Origin of the sequence: Micromonospora sp. NPDC048930 (assembly GCF_043197935.1) — a bacterium.
GTDB lineage: Bacteria > Actinomycetota > Actinomycetes > Mycobacteriales > Micromonosporaceae > Micromonospora.
This window is the reverse complement of record NZ_JBICUB010000001.1, coordinates 235,781-253,754: the sequence shown is the minus strand read 5'-3', so window position 1 is coordinate 253,754 and position 17,974 is coordinate 235,781. Positions and strand designations below refer to the sequence as shown.

Here is a 17,974-nt window from a genome sequence, read left to right as displayed (position 1 = left end):
GTGGTTGGATGGCGGGATGCAGTACACGGTGACCGACGTGCCGGAGCGGGAGCGGTTCGAGGCGCGGGACGAGACCGGGACGGTGGCCGGGGTCGTCACCTACCAACTGACCGGCAACATCATCGTCTACACCCACACCGAGGTCGACCCGGCGTTCGAGGGGAAGGGTGTCGGGTCGACCCTGGCCCGCGCGGTGATGGACGACGCGCGGGACAGGGGGCGGACCGTGGTGCCCGTCTGCCCGTTCCTCAGCGCCTGGCTGGAGAAGCACCCCGAGTACGACGGGATCGTGGCCCGGTCGACCCGCAAGGTCAAGTGACCCGGGACGGCTCGCCGGGCAGCCGCTCGTACGACCGCCGCTCGGCGATGTCCCGGAGCCGGTCCAGGGCGTCCCACACGTCCACGAAGCGGGTGTAGAGCGGGGCCGGGCCGAGGCGCAGCCGGTCGGGCGCGCGGTAGTCGCCGACCACCCGGCCCTCCGTGGCGAGGGCCCGGGAGATCCGCAGCGCCTCCGGGTGGTGCAGGCTGACGTGGCTGCCCCGCCGGTCCGGGTCGCGCGGGGAGGCCACGGTGAAGCCGTACGGGGTGAGCCAGGCGTCGGCGAGGGACACGATCGCCTCGCCCAGCCGCCGCCCCTTCTCGCGTACCCGGTCGATGCCCGCCTCGGCGAGCACGTCCAGCGCCGGGTCGAGCGCGGCCATGCCGAGGACCGGCGGGGTGCCCACCTGGAACCGGTCCAGGTGCGGCACCGGGTCGTAGCCGGGGCCCATCGCGAACTGGTCCCGCTGGCCGAACCAGCCCCAGATCGGCTGGCGCAGCCGCTCCTGCAGCTCCCGCCGGACGTAGAGGAACGCCGGCGCGCCCGGCCCGCAGTTGAGGTACTTGTAGGTGCAGCCGACCGCCAGGTCGGCGCCGCTGGCGGTCAGCTCGACCGGCACCGACCCGGCCGCGTGCGACAGGTCCCACAGCACGTACGCCCCGACCTCCCGCGCGGCCGCGTTCACCGCCGCCAGGTCCAGCAGCGCTCCGCACCGGTACGACACGGCGGAGAGCACCACCAGGGCGACGTCGGAGTCCAGCGCGGCCCGCAGCGCCGCCAGGTCCAGCCCCTGGTCGAGGTCGGAGGGGAGCGCCCGCAGGGTGAGGCCCCGGGCCTCGGCGAGCCCCTGGAGGATGTACCGGTCGGTGGGGAAGTCCTCGGCGTCGACCAGGATCGTGCGCCGGTCCCCGGCCGCGTCCAGCGCGGCGGCGGCGAGCTTGTAGAGGTTCACCGAGGTCGAGTCGGAGATGACCACCTCGCCGGGACGCGCGCCGAGGGCGTGGGCGGCGAGCCGGTCACCGATCCGCCGGGCCCACTCGATCCAGGTGGGCCAGCCCCGGACGAGCTGGTCGCCCCAGCCCTCGCGGACCAGCCGGGCCAGGTGGTCCGGGGTGGCCGCGGGCAGCCGGCCGAGCGAGTTGCCGTCGAGGTAGATCAGGTCCTCGTCCGGGATGACGAACCGGTCGCGCAGCTCGGCGAGGGGGTCGGCGGCGTCCATCTCCTTGAACAGGTACCGGGGGAACTCGTCGGACACGCGCACTCCTCACCTCCACGCCGTCCCGCCCGGGCGGGACGGGACGGACGCGGGACAGGCTAGGTAGTGCCGGGCGGACCACGGCGCGCGCCACGGCCGCCTCTCACGGGCTGGACCGGGCCGGCCGGGCGCCGTCTCCCCTGGTGAGCCGGGACGGTCGTGCCGTACGGTGCTCGCCGTGACCGCGCACGATCATCTCCCGCCCGGCCCCGTGGCCGTGCTCGCCAACCCGACCGCCGGCCGGGGACGGCACCGGGGGCTGCTGCCCCGGCTGCTGGAGCGGCTGGCCGCGGCCGGGCGGCCGGTCCGCCTGCTGGAGGCGACGACCCCGGCGGAGGCGGAGGCGGCCTGCCACGCGGCGGTCGCTGACGGCGCCGGCGCGCTGGTGGCGGTCGGCGGGGACGGCACGGTCCACCGGGCGTTGCAGGCGGTCGCCGGTACGGCGGTGCCGTTCGGTCCGGTGCCCGCCGGCACGGGCAACGACTTCGCCGTCGACACCGGCTTCCCGGCCGACCCCGTCGCGGCGGTCGAGACGATCGTCGAGGCGCTGCGTGACGGCCGTACCCGGTCGGTCGACCTGGCCCGGCTGACCACCCCCGACGGCGGCGACCGCTGGTACGGGGCGGTGCTCGCGGCCGGCTTCGACGCGATCGTCAACGAGCGGGCCAACCGGATGGCCTGGCCGCGCGGCCCCCGCCGGTACGACCTGGCCATCCTGGTCGAGCTGGCCCGGCTGCGGCCGCGCCGCTACCGGCTGCGGCTGGACGGCGAGGAGCACGAGCTGGACGCGGTGCTGGTGGCGGTCGGCAACACGGCCAGCTACGGCGGCGGGATGCGGATCTGCCCCGACGCCGACCCGACCGACGACCTGCTCGACGTGGTGGTCGGCGGCCGGATCGACCGGCGCACCCTGATCCGGGTCAAGCCGCGGATCTACCAGGGCACGCATGTGACGCACCCGCTGGTGCGCAGCTACCGGGCGCGCACGGTGGAGCTGGACGCGGCCGGCATCACCACGTACGCCGACGGGGAGCGGGCGTTCGACCTGCCGGTGCGGATCACCGCGGTGCCGGCGGCGGTGCGGCTGCTGCGCTGACCAGCGGGACGTCCTCCGGCTCGGGCTCGGCGGGCGGCGGGGCCGCGGCCGGCCGGCCGGCCCGCACCGCGCCGATGCTCGCGGCGATCACCAGCCCGATGGCGAGGACCTCCACCGGGTGCAGCGCCTGGCCGAGGACCAACCAGCCGGCCAGGGCGGCGACGGCCGGGCCGAGGCTCATCAGCACCGCGAAGGTCGCGGTGGGCAGCCGGCGCAGCGCCAGCAGCTCCAGGGTGTACGGCAGCACCGAGGCGAGCAGCGCCAGCCCGGTGCCCAGGCCCAGCATCGCCGGGTGCCACAGCCGGCTCCCCGAGCCGATCAGCCCGATCGGCAGGGTGACCAGCGCGGCCACCGTCAACGCCAGGGCGAGCCCGTCGGCGCGGGGGAACCGGCCGCCCACCCGGGCGGAGCAGACGATGTACGCGGCCCACATCGCCCCCGCGGCCAGGGCGAGCCCGGCGCCCACCGGGTCGAGCCGGTCGAAGCCGCTCTGGCCGAGCAGGGCCACTCCGGCCAGCGCCAGGGCGGCCCAGCACCAGGCGGCGAGCCGCCGGGCGGTCACCACGGACAGCACCAGGGGCCCGAGCACCTCCAGGGTGACCGCCGGACCGAGCGGGATCCGCTCGATGGCCTGGTAGAAGATCGAGTTCATGCCGGCCAGGGCCAGCCCGAAGGCGCCCACGGCGGTCCAGTCGCCCCGGCCGTGGCCGCGCAGCCGGGGCTGGCAGACGGCCAGCATCAGCAGGGCCCCGATGGTCAGCCGCAGCGTCACCGCCCCGGCCACCCCGATACGCGGGAACAGCAGCGCGGCGACCGCCGAGCCGAACTGCACCGACAGCGCCCCGCCGAGCACCAGCCCGACCGCGCCCAGCCGGCCGGCGGAGCGGCGCAGCGGAATCGGCGTGGTGGCGGGCCGGTGGGACGTCATGCCGGCGACGCTAGCCGCGCCCTCGGCCAGGGCCCGGGCCAGGAGCGGGCGGAGAGACGTCCGCCTCAGGCGGGCAGGGCGAGGTCGAGCACCGCGCCCAGCCCGTTGGGGCGGCCCGCGTCGGCGCAGGGCAGCACCAGCACCGCGCACCCGGCCCGCACCGCGCCGGCGTCGGCCGGGGTGTCGCCCACCATCAGCGCGCGCTCCGGATCGACGCCGAGCATCCCGCAGGCCCGCAGGAAGATCCCCGGGTCCGGCTTGCAGCGCCCCACCTCGTACGACAGCGCGTACGCGTCGACCAGCCCGTCGAGCCCCCACGCCGCGAACAGCGGCCGGATGTCGAAGCCGATGTTGCTGACCACGGCCACCTTCACCCCGGCCTGGCGCAGCGCCTTGAGCACCGCCTCGGTGTCCGGGTACGGCACCCAGCCCTCGGGGACCAGCACCCGCTCGTAGAGCGCGTCGGCGAACCCGTCGATGCCGGCGTCCACCGTCTCGGCCAGCCCGGTGTACGCGCCCCGGTGGGCGTGCTCGTAGAGATCCCGGTCCGCCCAGAGCTCGGCCAGCCGGGGCGGCACCCGGGCCGGCAGCGGCCCGCCCGCCCGGCCGGCGGTGAGCAGCCGGTCGGCCAGCGCGGTGGCCCGGGCCCGGTCCAGCTCCACCCCGCACGCCGCCGCCGCGGCGAGCACCCACTCGCGGGGGTCCTCCACCTGGGCGAGGGTGCCGTGGAAGTCGAAGAGCACCCCCTCCACGGGGCGACGGGACGGGCTCGGGCGGACGGCGTCGTCGGCGCCGCTCGAGGCGTGGGGTGGTTCGGCATGGTCCGGCACGTCGTGCACCCTACCGACCCGCTCCGACCGGGCTGCCGGATGGCCTTGGCCGGTGGTCGTCGGCCGTACCGATTAATCTTGGAGGCATGTCGAGCCCCGCCGAGCGGTACGCCGCGGCGCGCCGCCGGGCCGCGCAGGCCTCCGCCTTCCCGGCCCTGGACGAATTCGCCCGAGACCTGGGGTTCGACCTCGACGACTTCCAGCGCGAGGCGTGCGAGGCCCTGGAGCGGGGCAGCGGCGTGCTGGTGTGCGCTCCCACCGGCGCCGGCAAGACGGTGGTCGGCGAGTTCGCCGTGCACCTCGCCCTGCGGGGCCGGCCCGGGAAGCCGGCGGTCGCCGACGGCGGGGAGGGCCCCTCTACCCGGCGCAAGTGCTTCTACACCACGCCGATCAAGGCGCTGTCGAACCAGAAGTACCACGACCTGGTCGACCGCTACGGCGCCGAGCAGGTCGGCCTGCTCACCGGCGACAACGCGATCAACGGCGACGCGCCCGTGGTGGTGATGACCACCGAGGTGCTGCGCAACATGCTCTACGCCGGCTCGGCCACGCTGGAGGGCCTGGCCTACGTGGTGATGGACGAGGTGCACTACCTCGCCGACCGGTTCCGCGGCGGGGTCTGGGAAGAGGTGATCATCCACCTGCCCGCCTCGGTCACGCTCGTCTCCCTGTCGGCCACCGTGTCCAACGCGGAGGAGTTCGCCGACTGGCTGGTCACCGTGCGGGGCGAGACCGCCGTGGTGGTCAGCGAGCACCGGCCGGTGCCGCTGTGGCAGCACATGCTCGTCGGCAAGCGGATGTTCGACCTGTTCCACGACGCCGACGCGGCGCGCAAGCACGACGTGCACCCGGAGCTGCTGCGCTACACCCGGGACACGATGCGCCGGCTGGAGCTGGGGGAGGGGCGCAGCGCCGGCCCCGGCGGCGGGCGGCGCGGCCCCCGCTGGCGCGGCCCGATGCGGCCCGACATCGTCGACCGGCTCGACCGCGAGGGCCTGCTCCCGGCGATCCTGTTCATCTTCAGCCGGGCCGGCTGCGACGCGGCGGTGCAGCAGTGCCTCGCCGCCGGGCTGCGGTTGACCTCCCCGGATGAACGCGCCGAGATCCGCCGTGTGGTCGAGTCCCGGGTCACCGCCATCCCCGGTGAGGACCTCTCGGTCCTCGGCTACTGGGAGTGGCTCGACGGCCTGGAGCGGGGGCTGGCCGCGCACCACGCCGGCATGCTGCCGGCGTTCAAGGAGGTCGTCGAGGAGCTGTTCGTCCGCGGCCTGGTCAAGGCGGTCTTCGCCACCGAGACCCTCGCGCTGGGCATCAACATGCCGGCCCGGTGCGTGGTGCTGGAGCGCCTGGTCAAGTTCAACGGCGAGGCGCACGTCGACCTCACCCCGGGGGAGTACACCCAGCTCACCGGGCGGGCCGGTCGACGCGGCATCGACGTCGAGGGGCACGCGGTGGTGGTCTGGTCGCCGGAGACCGACCCCCGGCACGTGGCCGGCCTCGCCTCCACCCGCACCTACCCGCTGCGGTCCAGCTTCCGGCCGTCGTACAACATGGCGGTCAACCTGGTCGGCACGGTGGGCGCGGAGCCGGCCCGGGCCCTGCTGGAGTCCTCGTTCGCGCAGTTCCAGGCGGACCGGTCGGTGGTCGGCCTGGCCCGGCAGGTGCAGCGCAACACCGAGACCATCGAGGCGTACGGCGTGGAGGCCGCCTGCCACCACGGCGACTTCGACGAGTACTTCGCGCTGCGGGTGGCCATCGCCGACCGCGAGCGCGCCATCGCCCGGCAGGGGCAGACCCAGCGCAAGGCGGCCGCCATCGCCTCGCTGGAGCGGCTGCGGGTGGGCGACGTGATCCGGGTGCCCTCGGGCCGGCGGGCCGGCCTGGCGGTGGTCCTCGACCCGGCGACCGGCGGCTTCGGCGAGCCCCGGCCGCTGGTGCTCACCCAGGACCGCTGGGCCGGCCGGGTCAGCCCCGGCGACTTCACCACCCCGGCCGAGGTGCTCACCCGGATCCGGGTGCCGAAGCACTTCAACCACCGCTCCCCGGCGGCCCGGCGCGACCTCGCCGCCGCGGTCAGCGGCACCGGGCTGGACCGGCACGCCGGCCGGCGCGGCGGGCGCTCCCGGCAGGCCGCCGGCGAGGACCACCGGCTCAGCCAGCTCCGCACCGAGCTGCGCCGGCACCCCTGCCACGCCTGCCCCGAGCGGGAGGAGCACGCCCGCTGGGCGGAGCGGCGCCGCCGGCTGGAGCGCGACACCGAGGAGCTGCGCCAGCGGGTCGCCGGCCGGACGGGTTCCCTGGCCCGGACGTTCGACCGGATCGTGGCGCTGCTCACCGCGCGCGGCTACCTCTCTGCCGAGGGTGAGGTCACCGACGCCGGGCGGATGCTCGGCCGGATCTGGACCGAGGCGGACCTGCTGGTCGCCGAGTGCCTGCGCCGCAAGGTGTGGGACGGGCTCTCCCCGGCCGAGCTGGCCGCCGCGGTCTCCGTGGTGGTCTTCGAGGCCCGCCGGGACGTCGACGAGCGGGCGTCCCTGCCGCGCGGGCCGGTCGCCGACGCGGTCGACGAGACGCTCAAGCTGTGGAGCGACATCGAGGGTGACGAGGCCGCCCGTGGCCTGGCGGTCACCCGGGAGCCCGACCTCGGCTTCGCCTGGCCGATCTACCGCTGGGCCCGGGGCGAGGCCCTCGCCAAGGTGCTCGCCAGCGGCCACCAGATCGACGGCGAGATGCCGGCCGGCGACTTCGTCCGCTGGGCCCGGCAGGTGGTCGACCTGCTCGGCCAGCTCGCCGATTCCGGCGGGGCCTCGGCCGAGCTGCGGTCCACCGCCCGGCAGGCGATCGCGGCGGTCAACCGGGGGGTGCTGGCCTACCACGCCGCCGCCTGACGGCCTCGCCCGGCCGGCGGCCAGGCCGGCGAGCTGGGGGTGTCCCGGCCGCCCGGGTGCCACCGGTCCGCCGAGGTGGGGTGTTCCGGCGGCCCGGATCCCACCCGGGCCCCCGAGGCGGGGGACGGTCAGGAAGTGCCGGCGAGCGCGTCCACCAGCCGGCGGCACGAGCCGGCGAGGTTCCACCGCTGCGCCAGCTCCAGCAGCCGCTCCGGGTCCGCCGGCGCGGTCGGCAGCGCGGTGGTCAGCTCCGGCAGCGGCACGTCGGTGGCGACCCGCACCACCTTCGGCGCGACGGCCAGGTAGTCCCGGGCCGCCGCGAGCTTGGCGCGCAGCCCCGGGGCGAAGCCGGTCTCGCCGTCGTCCAGGGCGGCGAGGATGCCGTCCAGCCCGCCCCACCGCTCGATCAGCCGGGCGGCCGTCTTCTCGCCCACGCCGGGCACGCCGGGCAGGCCGTCGGAGGGGTCGCCGCGCAGGGCGGCGAAGTCGGCGTACCGGTCGGCGGGCACCCCGTAGCGGCCGCGGACCGCCGCGTCGTCGCAGTCGTCCAGCTTGGCCACGCCGCGACCGACGTAGAGCAGCCGCACCTGGCGGGCGTCGTCGACGAGCTGGAAGAGGTCCCGGTCGCCGGAGACCACCTCGACCGGGCCCGGCTGGGTCACCGAGAGGGTGCCGAGCACGTCGTCGGCCTCGTAGCCGGTGGCGCCGACCGCGGGGATGCCGAGCGCGTCGAGGACCTCGAGGATCATCGGCACCTGCGGGGAGAGGGTGTCCGGCACCACCTCGCCGCCCTCGGGCGCCACCCGGTGCGCCTTGTACGAGGGGAGCAGCTCCACCCGCCAGGCCGGCCGCCAGTCGTGGTCGAGCGCGCACACCATCCGGTCCGGTCGGCGGGTGCGGACGAGCTGGGCGAGCATGTCGAGGAAGCCACGCACGGCGTTGACCGGCTGGCCGTCGTCCGTCTTCGCCGCCGACTCGGGGATGCCGAAGTAGGCGCGGAAGTAGAGGCTGGGGGAGTCGATCAGCAGGATCGGTCGCTGTGCCACGTCCGTCAGCCTGACACAGCGGTACGACGCGGTGGGGGACCGGTGCCCGGGCGGGCGTCAGCCGCCGTCGTCGCGGTACAGGGTCTCCCGGCGGGCCATCCGCTGCAGCGTGTAGCTCGCCACGAGGAGGACCAGCGCCAGCACCACCTCGACCCAGGCCACCGTCCCGTTGGCGACGGTCAGGCCGATCAGGAGCAGGGCCAGCCCGACCACGGCCAGGAGGCCGGCCCACAACCGCCGGCGAGTCCGTACGGCCGCCCGGCCCCCGCTGTCCGTCACCGCCCACCCTCCCGGCCGCTTTCCCCCAGGTTATCGGCGACGGGCGGCCGGTGGACCGATAACGGCGGGGCGGCCCGGCGCGCTGCCCGGCAGACTGGGCCCGTGACGTTCGTACCCGGGCTGACCCTGGCCCGCCGCTTCCACGGCGAGGTCGTCGCCCCGCTGCTGGCCCGGCGCCTGCCCGGCCTCCGGTACGCCGCCGGCCTGCTGGACGGCGGCTCGGAACTGCTCGGCCTGGACACCCCGCGCTCCACCGACCACGACTGGGGGCCGCGGACCCAGCTCTTCGTGGCCGACCCGGCCGACGTCGCCCCGGTCCAGGCGGTCCTCGACACCGGGCTGCCGGCCGAGTTCCTCGGCTGGCCCACCCGGTTCGCCGGCGGGCCGGAGGTCCGGCTCGGGGTGGTCCGCCCCGACGGCGAGCGGCACGGGGTGACCGTCGACGAGCTGGGCGAGTGGCTCTGCGGGCGGCTCGGCTTCGACCCGCGCGCCGGGGTCGGGGTGGCGGACTGGCTGTCCGTGCCGACCCAGCGGCTGGCCGAGCTGACCGGTGGGGCGGTCTTCCACGACGGGCTCGACGGCGCGCTCACCGCCGTCCGCGCCCGGCTGGCCTGGTATCCGGACGACGTCTGGCGGCACGTGCTGGCGACCGGCTGGCAGCGCGTCGGGCAGGCGGAGCACCTCGCCGGCCGGTGCGCCGAGGTGGGTGACGAGCTGGGCAGCCGGGTGGTGGCCGCCGGGCTGGCCCGGGACCTGATGCGCCTGGGCCTGCTGCTGCACCGCCGCTGGCCGCCGTACGCGAAGTGGCTCGGCACCGTCTTCGCCGCGCTGCCGGTGGCCGCGCCCGTGGTCGACGCGCTCGGCACCGCGATCGGGCCGGGCGACTGGCCGGCCCGGCAGGCCGGGCTGGTCCGGGCCCTGGAGACGGTCGCGACCTGGACCAACGACACCGGACTGGCCGCGCGGGTCGACCCCGGCGCCCGGCCGTTCCACGACCGGCCGTTCCTGGTGCTGCGCGCGGAACGGTTCGTCGCCGCCCTGCGCGCCGCGATCGCCGACCCGGCGCTGCGCGACCGCCCGCCGGTCGGCGCGGTCGACCAGTACCTCGACAACGTCGACGTGCTCACCCACCCGGACCGGGTCCGCCCGGTCGCCGCGGCCGTCCTGCCGGGCTGACCCCCGCGCGGTTCAGCGGGTCGGCGTGGCGGGCAGCCAGGCGGCGAGAGCGACCTCGGTGGCCCGGCGCATGGCCTCCTGCACCGCGGCCGGGTCGCCGGCCCGGTCCGGGTCCTCGAGGAGCACCTGGAGCGCGCCGGTCACCGCGCCGACGAACGCCCCGACCAGCGCCGCCGCCGACACCGCGTCGAGCTGGTCCGGGTACGCCGCGGCGAGGTGCCGGGCGATCTCGCGCTGCGCGTCGAGCTGGAGCTGCAGGGCACGGCCGCGGACGACCGGCACCTCGCGGATCAGCCGGAGGCGTAGCGCGGCGAGCCGTCCGCCCATGTCCTCGCTGCCGGTGGTGGCCGTGCGCAGCGCCCGCAGCAGCACCTCCGCCGGTCCCTCGTCCGGCGCCCGGTCGGCGATCGCCTCGACCGCCGCCCGCACCCGGTCGTCGCTCTCGGGGAAGAGCAGCGCCTCCTTGCTGGGGAAGTAGCGGAAGAAGGTCCGGGTGCCGACCTCGGCCGCGGCGGCGATGTCGGCGACGCCGGTCCGGTCGTACCCGTGCCGTTCGAAGAGCTCGACGGCGGCGTCGACGAGCGACTGCCGCGTCCGGGCCCGCTTGCGGTCACGCAGGGACATGCCGACATGCTACGGCACCGAGAGCCGTATGGCAGCCATTGCACAATGGCATTGAGTGCCACTATGGTCGACGCATGCGCACCGTACTCATCTCCGGTGGTGGTATCGCGGGCAACACGCTCGCCTGGTGGCTGGCCCGGCACGGCATCCGGGTCACCGTGGTGGAACGCGCCGCCGGGCAGCGGTCCAGCGGCAACCCGGTCGACGTGCGTGGTCCGGCCCTGCCCGTCGTCACGGCGATGGGCCTGCGGGACGAGCTGGCCGCGGCCGCCACCCCGGTGACCGGCATGCGGCTGGTCGACGACGCGGGCGCCACCGTCGCCCGGGTGCCGATGTCCGCCTCGTCGAGCGACCCGGGGCTGGAGATCCCCCGCGCCGACCTCGCCGCGATCCTGCACCGGGCCGCCGCCGACGACGTCGAGTTCCGGTACGACGACACGATCACCGGGCTGGCCGAGGATGCCGGCGGCGTCGACGTCACCTTCGCCGTCGGTGCGCCCCGCCGGTTCGACCTGGTCGTCGGGGCGGACGGTCTGCACTCGACGGTGCGCCGGCTCGCCTTCGGGCCGGAGGCCACGCACGTGCGCCACCTCGGTGTGTGGGTGGCCACCCTGCCGCTCGGCGCGCCCGCCGACGACCCGTACGACGTGCTGCTGCACAACTCGCCCGGGCGGCTGGTCTCCGTGCACCCGGCCCGGGGCAGCGCCCTGGCCGCCTTCATCTTCCGCGGCGGTCCGGTCGACGGCTTCGACCACCGCGACCTCGCGCAGCACAAGCGACTCGTCGTCGAGGCGTACGCGCAGCAGCGGGGCTGGCGGGTGCCGGAGCTGCTGGACCGGGTACGCGCCGCCGACGACCTGTACTTCGACAGTGTCAGCCGGGTCCACCTGCCCCGCTGGTCGCGCGGCCGGGTCGTGCTGGTCGGCGACGCCGCCTCCTGCGTGTCGCTCTTCGGCGACGGGTCCAGCCTCGCCGTCGCCGGCGCCTACACCCTCGCCGACGCGCTGGCCGACACCGCCGACCATGCGACGGCGTTCGACCGGTACGAGACGTGGCACCGCCGCCGGACCGAGCCGAGGCGGCGGGCGGCCCGGTACGCGGCGGGACTGCTGGTGCCGCGTACCCGGTTCGGCCTGGCGGCCCGCAACGCCTCGGCCCGGGCGCTGACCGGCCTCCGGGCCGCCCGCTGACTCCGGGCCCGTCAGGCGGCCGCGCCGGCCGGCGCGGACAGCCGGCGGAACTCCCACGGGTCGTGCGCGGAGACCACCTCGACCCGCTCCGGCTGCTCGGCCAGCAGGGTGCGGAGCCGGTCCAGGTTTGCCAGCCGCAGTGGACGGTCGGTCTCCACGGACGCCTGGAGCGCGTCGAACATCGGCGGGGTCGGGGGCAGCCCCGGGGCGATCTCGCCCCGGTAGAAGTAGGCGTCCCCGGCGTGCACGAGCCACTCCGGCCCGCCGGGCCGGTCCGCCCGGACGGCCACCGCGCTGTGCCCGGGGGTGTGGCCGGCGAGCGGCACCAGCAGGATCTCCGGCGGCAGGCCGGCAAGCTGCCGTACCCCGTCGAAGCCGAGCCAGCGCTCGCCCTGGTGGTCCGGGTAGGTGACCCACTGCGGGCCGTGGGCCCACCGGGCCGGCAGGTAGCTGGGGTGGCCGTCCACCGTGGCCGCCCGGTGCTCCGCCTCGTGCAGGTGCACGCGGGCGTGCGGGAAGTCCGCCAGCCCGCCGACGTGGTCCCGGTGCAGGTGGGTGAGGACGATGTGGCGGACGTCGGCCGGTGCGTGCCCGAGCCGGGCGACCCGCCGCACGGCGGTCTCCTCGGGGTCGAGGACCGGCTGCGACCAGGCGAGGAAGTCCGCCCCGAGCCGCCCCTCCGGATCCCGGAGGTCGTGGGTGCCGAAGCCGGTCTCGACCAGCACCAGCCCGTCGGCGTCGGTCTCGACCAGCAGGCAGTGGCAGACCGCCGGGAGCGGCCGGAGCACCTGGGTGTCCACCGGGGTGATCTCCCGCATGGTCCCGCAGTTGAGATGGTGGACGCGCATACTTCCCCCTTGAACGGCGACGATCGCAGCCGCGCCGAACGCTAGGAGGTGCTGTCGTGACTCACCAAACGGTTGGCCATACCGGGACGGGCGTGCTCGAACCCTGCTCCGGCCCGGACGCCCGGCCCGACCCGTCCTGCCCGGTGGAGGTCACCCTGGCGGCCCTGCGGGGCCGCTGGACGGCGCTGGTGATCGGGGAGCTGACCCGGGGGCCGCGCAGCTTCACCGACCTCGCCCAGGCGCTGCCGGCCCTCTCCGACAAGGTGCTGACCGACCGGCTGGCCCAGCTCACCGCAGCCGGGGTGGTCGACCGGCGGCGCACCGCGTCCTGGCCGCCCCGGGTGAGCTACACGCTCACCGAGCGGGGCGTCGCGCTGCTCCCGGTGCTGCGGGCGATGTGGGACTGGGGCCGGGGCGACCGCCCGGAGGCGTGATCGGTCAGCCGAGCGCCGCCACGGCGGGCCGCTCGTCGGCGTCGTCGACGAGGTCGGCCAGGTCGCGTAGCCGGCGTACCGGGGACAGCAGCAGGGCCAGCGGCGCCAGCACCGCCGCCGCGGCGAAGGCGAACAGGGTGACCCGCGCGCCGGCCAGGCCGGCGAGGGCGCCGGCGGCCAGGCCGCCCACCGGGATCGCGCCCCAGGAGACGAAGCGGACCGTGGCCATCACCCGGGACAGCAGCTCCGGCGGGCTCGCGGTCTGCCGGTAGGTGCGGGTGGTCACGCTGAGCACCACCACGCCGCCGGCGAAGACCACGTTGCCGGCGGCGAAGGCGAGGTACGCCGGCCAGCCGGCGCCCACCGGCACCAGGAACGCACCGCCGGTCGCCATCAGGCAGGCGACCACCAGGGACCGGGCGGTGCCCCACCGGCCGGTGATCCACGGCGTCAGGGCCGCCCCGATCAGTGAGCCGACGCCCTCGACGGCGAGCAGCACACCGACCAGCGCGGCCGGCGCGTGCAGCTCCCGGACCAGGTAGAGCGGGTAGACCGCGAGCTGCGCCCCGCAGACGAAGTTGACCGCCGTGGCCGTCCACATGGTCGGCCCCATGACCGGGTGGCGGGTGACGTACCGCCAGCCCTCCCCGATCATCGCGCGTACCGGCGGCCGGTGCTCCGGGGTGTCGACCCGGCGGGCCGGCAGGGACCACAGCAGCGCCGCCGAGACCAGGTAACTCACCGCGTCGACCAGCACGGTCGGGACCGCGCCGAGCGCCTGCACCGCGAGGCCGCCCAGCGACGGGCCGCTGAGCTGGGTGCCGGCATGGGTGGCCGAGGTCAGGCTGTTACGGGCGTGCAGCTGTTCGCGGCTCACGATGGCCGGCAGGAAGGTGGCGTTGGCGACGTCGAAGAGCACGTTGGCGAAGCTGACCACGAGGGCCACCACGACCAGTTGGGCGACCGTCAGCCAGCCCCACCACCAGGCGAGGGGGATGGAGGCCACCGCGACCGCCCGGGCCAGGTCAGCGCCGACCTGGGCGCCGCGCAGCGGCAGCCGCTGCACGATCACGCCGGCCGGCAGGCCGACCACCAGCCACGCCACGTAGCTCGCCGCCGCGATCAGGCCCATCTCGAAGGCGGACGCGTCCAGCACGGTGAGGGCGGTCAGCGGCAGCGCCACCGCGCCGACCGCCGACCCCACCTGGCTGGTCGTGCCCGCGGCCCACCAGCGCCAGAACACCCCGGCCCGCTGCCCGACGGTCATGCCGCCACCCCCCGATCCGAGCCAGTGAGTTCCAATCTGAAACGGACTATAGTCGAAGCGACCGGACGAGCGGGAGGTGGGACTGATGCGGCGGGCGGACCTCGGCGACGCCGACTGCGGCATCGCGCAGGCGTTGGGCGTGCTCGGCGACTGGTGGACCTTCCTGATCGTCCGGGAGATCGCCGGCGGCACTACCCGGTTCGACGCCCTGCAACGGGAACTGGGCGTCAGCCGGCGGGCGCTCACGGAGCGGCTCGGCGGCCTGGTCGAGCACGGCGTGCTGCACCGCCGGCCCTACTCGACGCACCCGCCGCGGCACGACTACCTGCTGACCGCCAAGGGGGAGGGGCTCCTGCCGGTGCTGGTCGCCCTCCAGGACTGGGGGACCCGGCACGTCATGGGCGACGGCACCCTCACCGCCACTGCGGCCCGTGACTCCGCCGAGGCGCGCCGGGTGCACCAGCTGGTCGGCCGGCGCGTACCGGAGCTGACCCTGGGTCGGCACGACGGCGGGGCGGAGCGGCCGGCCGTGCCCGGCCGGTGGACCGTGCTCTACCTGTTCCCGGGCGCGTTCGCCCCGGGCGCGCAGGGCGTGCCGCCGGGCTGGGACGAGATCCCCGGCGCCGTCGGGTGCACGCTCGAGTCCCGGACGTACGCCGACCGGCACGAGCGCTTCCGCGCGGCGGGCGCCGAGGTGCGCGGGGTGAGCACGCAGCGGCCGGACCAGTTGTCGGCCTTCGCCGCGCACGCCCGGCTGCCGTACCCGCTGCTGTCCGACCAGGACGGTCGGCTCGCTGCCGGCCTGCTGCTGCCCACCTTCCGGGCCGGCGGGGTGGACCGGTTCAAGCGGCTGACCCTGCTGGTCGACCCGGAGGCCGTGGTGCGGGCGGTGCAGTTTCCGGTGACCGACCCGGCCGGGTCGGTCGACGAGATGCTCGACGAGGTGGGCCGCCGGACGGCCGCCGCCTCGGCGCCGACGGTCAGCGGCTGAGCCTCGGCGGGCGGGCCTCGGTCCAGGGCGACGGGGTGGCGTTCCGGAAGTGTTCCGGAAGGTGCTTGTTGGTCGTGGTGGTGCGGCCTACACTCCGACTCGGACCGCTTCGATCTGCGGTCGTCTATCTCGCCCCGAGGGTCCGGGCCGCCGTCATGGCGCCTCGCCGGCGAGCGTTGTCGCAGGTGGCAGGGCACCCCTGCGCGGCTTTCCCCACCACCTCAGGAGAGAACGCATGCGACAGTGGCATCGCCGCACCGGCGGGAGAAGAAGGATGAAACTGCTCGGCGCGGCGCTGGTCGCCGCCGGGCTGGCCGCGCTGGCGGCCGTGACGCTGCCCGCCCCCGCCTCGGCGGCCGCGCTGACCGAGGTGACCAGCTTCGGCGCGAACCCGAGCAACCTGCGGATGTACCTGTACGTGCCGAACGTCGTCGCGGCACGGCCGGGACTGCTGGTGGTCAACCACTACTGCACCGGCACCGGCCCGGCGATGTACTCCGGCACCCAGTTCGCGTCCCTGGCGGACCGGTACGGCTACATCGTCGTCTACCCGTCGGTGACCCGCAGCAGCCAGTGCTTCGACGTCTCCTCGCCGCAGGCGCTGCGCCGCGACGGCGGCAGCGACCCGGTGGGCATCAAGTCGATGGTCGACTACGTCCGGCAGCGCTACCCCGTGGACCCGAACCGGATCTTCGCCACCGGCGTCTCGTCCGGGGCGATGATGACCAACGTCCTGCTCGGCGACTACCCGGACGTGTTCAGCGCCGGCGCGGCCTTCGCCGGGGTGCCTTTCGGCTGCTTCGCCACCACCAACGGCTCGGAGTGGAACAGCGACTGCGCCAACGGCCTGATCGTGAAGACCGCGCAGCAGTGGGGTGACCTGGTCCGCAACGCGTACCCGGGGTACACCGGCCGGCGACCGCGGATGCAGCTCTGGCACGGGACGAACGACGAGACCCTGCGCTACCCGAACTTCACCGAAGAGATCAAGCAGTGGACCAACGTCAACGGGCTGAGCCAGACGCCGACATACACCGACAGCCCGCAGTCCGGCTACACCCGCACCCGCTACGGCGGCACCGGCGGCACCGCGCCGGTCGAGGCGATCAGCATGCAGGGCGTCTCGCACAACCTTCCGGTCGACGCCGCCCAGGCCGTCCGCTTCTTCGGCCTCGACAGCAGCACGCCGCCGAGCAGCCCGCCGCCGTCCACTCCGCCGCCGACCACGCCGCCGCCCACCACGCCGCCGCCGACCACGCCGCCGCCGTCGGGCGGGTGCCGGGTGGCGTACGCGGTCAACGCCTGGAACACCGGGCTCACCGCGTCGGTGACCATCACCAACACCGGCACGGCGACCGTGAACGGCTGGAGCCTCGCGTTCACGTTGCCGAGCGGGCAGACCATCACCAACGGCTGGAACGCGACGTACGCGCCGACCAGCGGCGCGGTGACCGCCCGCAACGTCTCCTACAACGCGACCATTGCCCCGAACGGGTCGGTGGACATCGGGTTCCAGGCGACCCACACCGGTAACACCGGCAAGCCCACCTCGTTCACGCTCAACGGCGCGCCCTGCGCGGTGGCCTGAACCCGGCGCCGCCGGACGCCGCCTAGGCGTCCGGCGGCCCGCCCCGGCATGAGCCCGCCCTCTTCCGGGTACGCGTGCCCGGCAGCCAAGAGTCGAGCCGGAACGGGGTGACCCGGGATGAAGGTGCGCAGCTCCCTCCGCGGCCTGAAGCGGAAGGTGAACTCGATCGTGGTACGCCGCCGCGGCAAGCTCTTCGTGATCAACAAGGCCGATCCGCGGCAGAAGGCCCGGCAGGGCTGAGCCGACCGTGGCGGACATCCTGATCACCGGCGCGGGCACCGGCCTCGGGCGGGGTGCGGCGCTGGGCCTGGCCCGGGCGGGCCACCACGTCGTCGCCGGGTGCGAGAACTGGCCGCAGGTGCGGGACCTGCGCGCCGAGGCGGGCCGGGAGGGCGTGGCCCTCGACGTGATCAAGCTGGACGTCACGGCCGAGGCCGACCGGGCGCACGCGTTGCGGTACCCCGTCGACATCCTGGTGCTCAACGCCGGCATCCAGGAGGCGGGCGCGGTGGTCGAGATCCCCGTCGGGCGCGTGCGTCGGTCGTTCGAGGTCAACGTCTTCGGCCACCTGCACCTCGTCCAGGGTTTCGCCCCGCACCTGCTGGCCCGGGGCAGCGGCAAGGTGGTCTGGGTGTCGTCGGCGGTGGGCGTCCGGACCCGCCCGTGGATCGGGGCGTACGCCGCCACGAAACACGCGATCGAGGCCCTGGCCTGGGCGATGAAGCGCGAGCTGGAGCCGCGCGGCATCCGGGTGGCCACCATCAACCCCGGCCCCTACCGGACCGGCTTCAACGACACCGGGGCCGAGGCCATGTTCCAGTGGTGGGACGAGTCGACGGCGCTGCTCGACCGGCCGGACTTCGACGACTACCTGGCGAACCAGGGTGACCCCGAGGAGATGGTGGCGGAGATGGTACGGGTGATCCCCGCCGACCACCATCCCTTCCGGACGGTCCAGCCCGAGGGCCTGCGGGACCAGCTGCGCGAGTTCGAGGCCCAGGTCTGGGATGCCGGAACCTGACCGCCGCGGCGGGCCGACGCGGCTGCGGAACCGGCAGCTCACGTCTTTAGTTCCGGACTTTTCACAAGGCGCGAAAAAAGGGGTCGGCGGGCGACGGATCCATTGACACCCGCCACTGCCGGGGGAACTCTGCACCGGAACGGGCGGGCACCGTGACCGCCCGGTAACCCGTACCCCCGTCCCGGTCCCCACCG

The 17,974-nt window shown here is 75.5% G+C and carries 18 protein-coding genes; 10 read left to right on the top strand and 8 right to left on the bottom strand.

The features are described 5' to 3' along the window. The first annotated feature begins 4 nt into the window (after positions 1–4). Entirely contained in the window at positions 5–319 is a 315-nt protein-coding gene (locus ACGFI9_RS01260; protein WP_393173588.1) for a GNAT family N-acetyltransferase, read from the top strand. Here the strand turns inward: ACGFI9_RS01260 and kynU are convergent. Then, positions 312–1,574: a kynureninase gene (gene kynU, locus ACGFI9_RS01255; protein WP_393173586.1), complete on the bottom strand. Its 1,263-nt coding sequence runs from the start codon at positions 1,572–1,574 to the stop codon at positions 312–314. The two genes, ACGFI9_RS01260 and kynU, sit on opposite strands and share 8 nt — an antisense overlap. 169 nt (positions 1,575–1,743) lie before the next feature. On the opposite strand from kynU, the gene ACGFI9_RS01250 reads away from it, so the two are divergent. After that, positions 1,744–2,670 carry a diacylglycerol kinase gene (locus ACGFI9_RS01250; RefSeq protein ID WP_393173584.1) on the top strand — a complete coding sequence of 309 codons (927 nt, stop codon included), beginning with the start codon at positions 1,744–1,746 and terminating at the stop codon, positions 2,668–2,670. Here the strand turns inward: ACGFI9_RS01250 and ACGFI9_RS01245 are convergent. Both ACGFI9_RS01245 and ACGFI9_RS01240 read right to left on the bottom strand, forming a co-directional pair. Next, entirely contained in the window at positions 2,633–3,598 is a 966-nt protein-coding gene (locus tag ACGFI9_RS01245) for a DMT family transporter (RefSeq protein ID WP_393173582.1), read from the bottom strand. The two genes, ACGFI9_RS01250 and ACGFI9_RS01245, sit on opposite strands and share 38 nt — an antisense overlap. 65 nt (positions 3,599–3,663) lie before the next feature. After that, complete coding sequence (locus tag ACGFI9_RS01240; RefSeq protein WP_393173579.1) at positions 3,664–4,428, bottom strand: HAD family hydrolase; 765 nt, start codon at positions 4,426–4,428, stop codon at positions 3,664–3,666. Positions 4,429–4,514: 86 nt separating this feature from the next. Here ACGFI9_RS01240 and ACGFI9_RS01235 point away from each other — a divergent pair, with 86 nt between their 5' ends. Next, positions 4,515–7,316, top strand: coding sequence for a DEAD/DEAH box helicase (locus ACGFI9_RS01235; RefSeq protein WP_393173577.1), 2,802 nt, complete (start codon positions 4,515–4,517; stop codon positions 7,314–7,316). 128 nt (positions 7,317–7,444) lie between these two features. Here the strand turns inward: ACGFI9_RS01235 and ACGFI9_RS01230 are convergent, their stop codons facing one another. Together ACGFI9_RS01230 and ACGFI9_RS01225 are read right to left on the bottom strand one after the other, a co-directional pair. After that, positions 7,445–8,362 (bottom strand): 5'-3' exonuclease H3TH domain-containing protein, encoded by a 918-nt coding sequence (locus ACGFI9_RS01230; protein ID WP_393173575.1) that lies wholly within the window; start codon positions 8,360–8,362, stop codon positions 7,445–7,447. 57 nt (positions 8,363–8,419) lie between these two features. Further along, entirely contained in the window at positions 8,420–8,641 is a 222-nt protein-coding gene (locus ACGFI9_RS01225; RefSeq protein ID WP_393173573.1) for a hypothetical protein, read from the bottom strand. A gap of 102 nt (positions 8,642–8,743) precedes the next feature. Here ACGFI9_RS01225 and ACGFI9_RS01220 point away from each other — a divergent pair, with 102 nt between their 5' ends. Continuing rightward, positions 8,744–9,817: a DUF4037 domain-containing protein gene (locus tag ACGFI9_RS01220; RefSeq protein WP_393173571.1), complete on the top strand. Its 1,074-nt coding sequence runs from the start codon at positions 8,744–8,746 to the stop codon at positions 9,815–9,817. A gap of 12 nt (positions 9,818–9,829) precedes the next feature. Here ACGFI9_RS01220 and ACGFI9_RS01215 read toward each other — a convergent pair whose 3' ends face one another. After that, on the bottom strand, positions 9,830–10,441 hold the full coding sequence (locus tag ACGFI9_RS01215) for a TetR/AcrR family transcriptional regulator (protein ID WP_393173569.1): 612 nt from the start codon (positions 10,439–10,441) through the stop codon (positions 9,830–9,832). A gap of 74 nt (positions 10,442–10,515) precedes the next feature. Between ACGFI9_RS01215 and ACGFI9_RS01210 the strand changes: the two genes are divergently transcribed. Continuing rightward, a complete protein-coding gene (locus ACGFI9_RS01210; RefSeq protein ID WP_393173567.1) occupies positions 10,516–11,631 on the top strand; it encodes an FAD-dependent monooxygenase in 1,116 nt (371 codons plus the stop codon). Between the two features lie 11 nt (positions 11,632–11,642). On the opposite strand, the gene ACGFI9_RS01205 is transcribed toward ACGFI9_RS01210, so the two are convergent. After that, positions 11,643–12,479 (bottom strand): MBL fold metallo-hydrolase, encoded by an 837-nt coding sequence (locus ACGFI9_RS01205; protein WP_393173565.1) that lies wholly within the window; start codon positions 12,477–12,479, stop codon positions 11,643–11,645. 92 nt (positions 12,480–12,571) lie between these two features. Here ACGFI9_RS01205 and ACGFI9_RS01200 point away from each other — a divergent pair, with 92 nt between their 5' ends. After that, positions 12,572–12,913, top strand: coding sequence for a winged helix-turn-helix transcriptional regulator (locus ACGFI9_RS01200; protein WP_393173563.1), 342 nt, complete (start codon positions 12,572–12,574; stop codon positions 12,911–12,913). 4 nt (positions 12,914–12,917) lie between these two features. Here ACGFI9_RS01200 and ACGFI9_RS01195 read toward each other — a convergent pair whose 3' ends face one another. After that, positions 12,918–14,180 carry an MFS transporter gene (locus ACGFI9_RS01195; protein ID WP_393173561.1) on the bottom strand — a complete coding sequence of 421 codons (1,263 nt, stop codon included), beginning with the start codon at positions 14,178–14,180 and terminating at the stop codon, positions 12,918–12,920. A gap of 85 nt (positions 14,181–14,265) precedes the next feature. On the opposite strand from ACGFI9_RS01195, the gene ACGFI9_RS01190 reads away from it, so the two are divergent. The 4 genes from ACGFI9_RS01190 to ACGFI9_RS01175 all read left to right on the top strand — a co-directional run bounded on the left by ACGFI9_RS01190 (position 14,266) and on the right by ACGFI9_RS01175 (position 17,780). Then, positions 14,266–15,171: a winged helix-turn-helix transcriptional regulator gene (locus ACGFI9_RS01190; RefSeq protein WP_393173559.1), complete on the top strand. Its 906-nt coding sequence runs from the start codon at positions 14,266–14,268 to the stop codon at positions 15,169–15,171. A gap of 235 nt (positions 15,172–15,406) precedes the next feature. Then, positions 15,407–16,759: a PHB depolymerase family esterase gene (locus ACGFI9_RS01185; RefSeq protein ID WP_393173557.1), complete on the top strand. Its 1,353-nt coding sequence runs from the start codon at positions 15,407–15,409 to the stop codon at positions 16,757–16,759. A 117-nt stretch (positions 16,760–16,876) separates the two neighbouring features. After that, positions 16,877–16,999, top strand: a complete 123-nt coding sequence (locus tag ACGFI9_RS01180; protein WP_357102463.1) for a 50S ribosomal protein L36 — start codon at positions 16,877–16,879, stop codon at positions 16,997–16,999. A 7-nt stretch (positions 17,000–17,006) separates the two neighbouring features. Then, positions 17,007–17,780: an SDR family oxidoreductase gene (locus tag ACGFI9_RS01175; protein ID WP_393173555.1), complete on the top strand. Its 774-nt coding sequence runs from the start codon at positions 17,007–17,009 to the stop codon at positions 17,778–17,780. Positions 17,781–17,974: the final 194 nt, after the last annotated feature.

Bases quoted from the DNA above. Each gene is read 5' to 3' on its own strand.
- ACGFI9_RS01190 (WP_393173559.1), top strand. From the start codon at position 14,266: ATGCGGCGGGCGGACCTCGGCGACGCCGACTGCGGCATCGCGCAGGCG.
- ACGFI9_RS01210 (WP_393173567.1), top strand. From the start codon at position 10,516: ATGCGCACCGTACTCATCTCCGGTGGTGGTATCGCGGGCAACACGCTC.
- ACGFI9_RS01245 (WP_393173582.1), bottom strand. From the start codon at position 3,598: ATGACGTCCCACCGGCCCGCCACCACGCCGATTCCGCTGCGCCGCTCC.
- ACGFI9_RS01180 (WP_357102463.1), top strand. From the start codon at position 16,877: ATGAAGGTGCGCAGCTCCCTCCGCGGCCTGAAGCGGAAGGTGAACTCG.
- ACGFI9_RS01205 (WP_393173565.1), bottom strand. From the start codon at position 12,479: ATGCGCGTCCACCATCTCAACTGCGGGACCATGCGGGAGATCACCCCG.
- ACGFI9_RS01235 (WP_393173577.1), top strand. From the start codon at position 4,515: ATGTCGAGCCCCGCCGAGCGGTACGCCGCGGCGCGCCGCCGGGCCGCG.
- ACGFI9_RS01185 (WP_393173557.1), top strand. From the start codon at position 15,407: ATGCGACAGTGGCATCGCCGCACCGGCGGGAGAAGAAGGATGAAACTG.
- ACGFI9_RS01215 (WP_393173569.1), bottom strand. From the start codon at position 10,441: ATGTCCCTGCGTGACCGCAAGCGGGCCCGGACGCGGCAGTCGCTCGTC.
- ACGFI9_RS01195 (WP_393173561.1), bottom strand. From the start codon at position 14,180: ATGACCGTCGGGCAGCGGGCCGGGGTGTTCTGGCGCTGGTGGGCCGCG.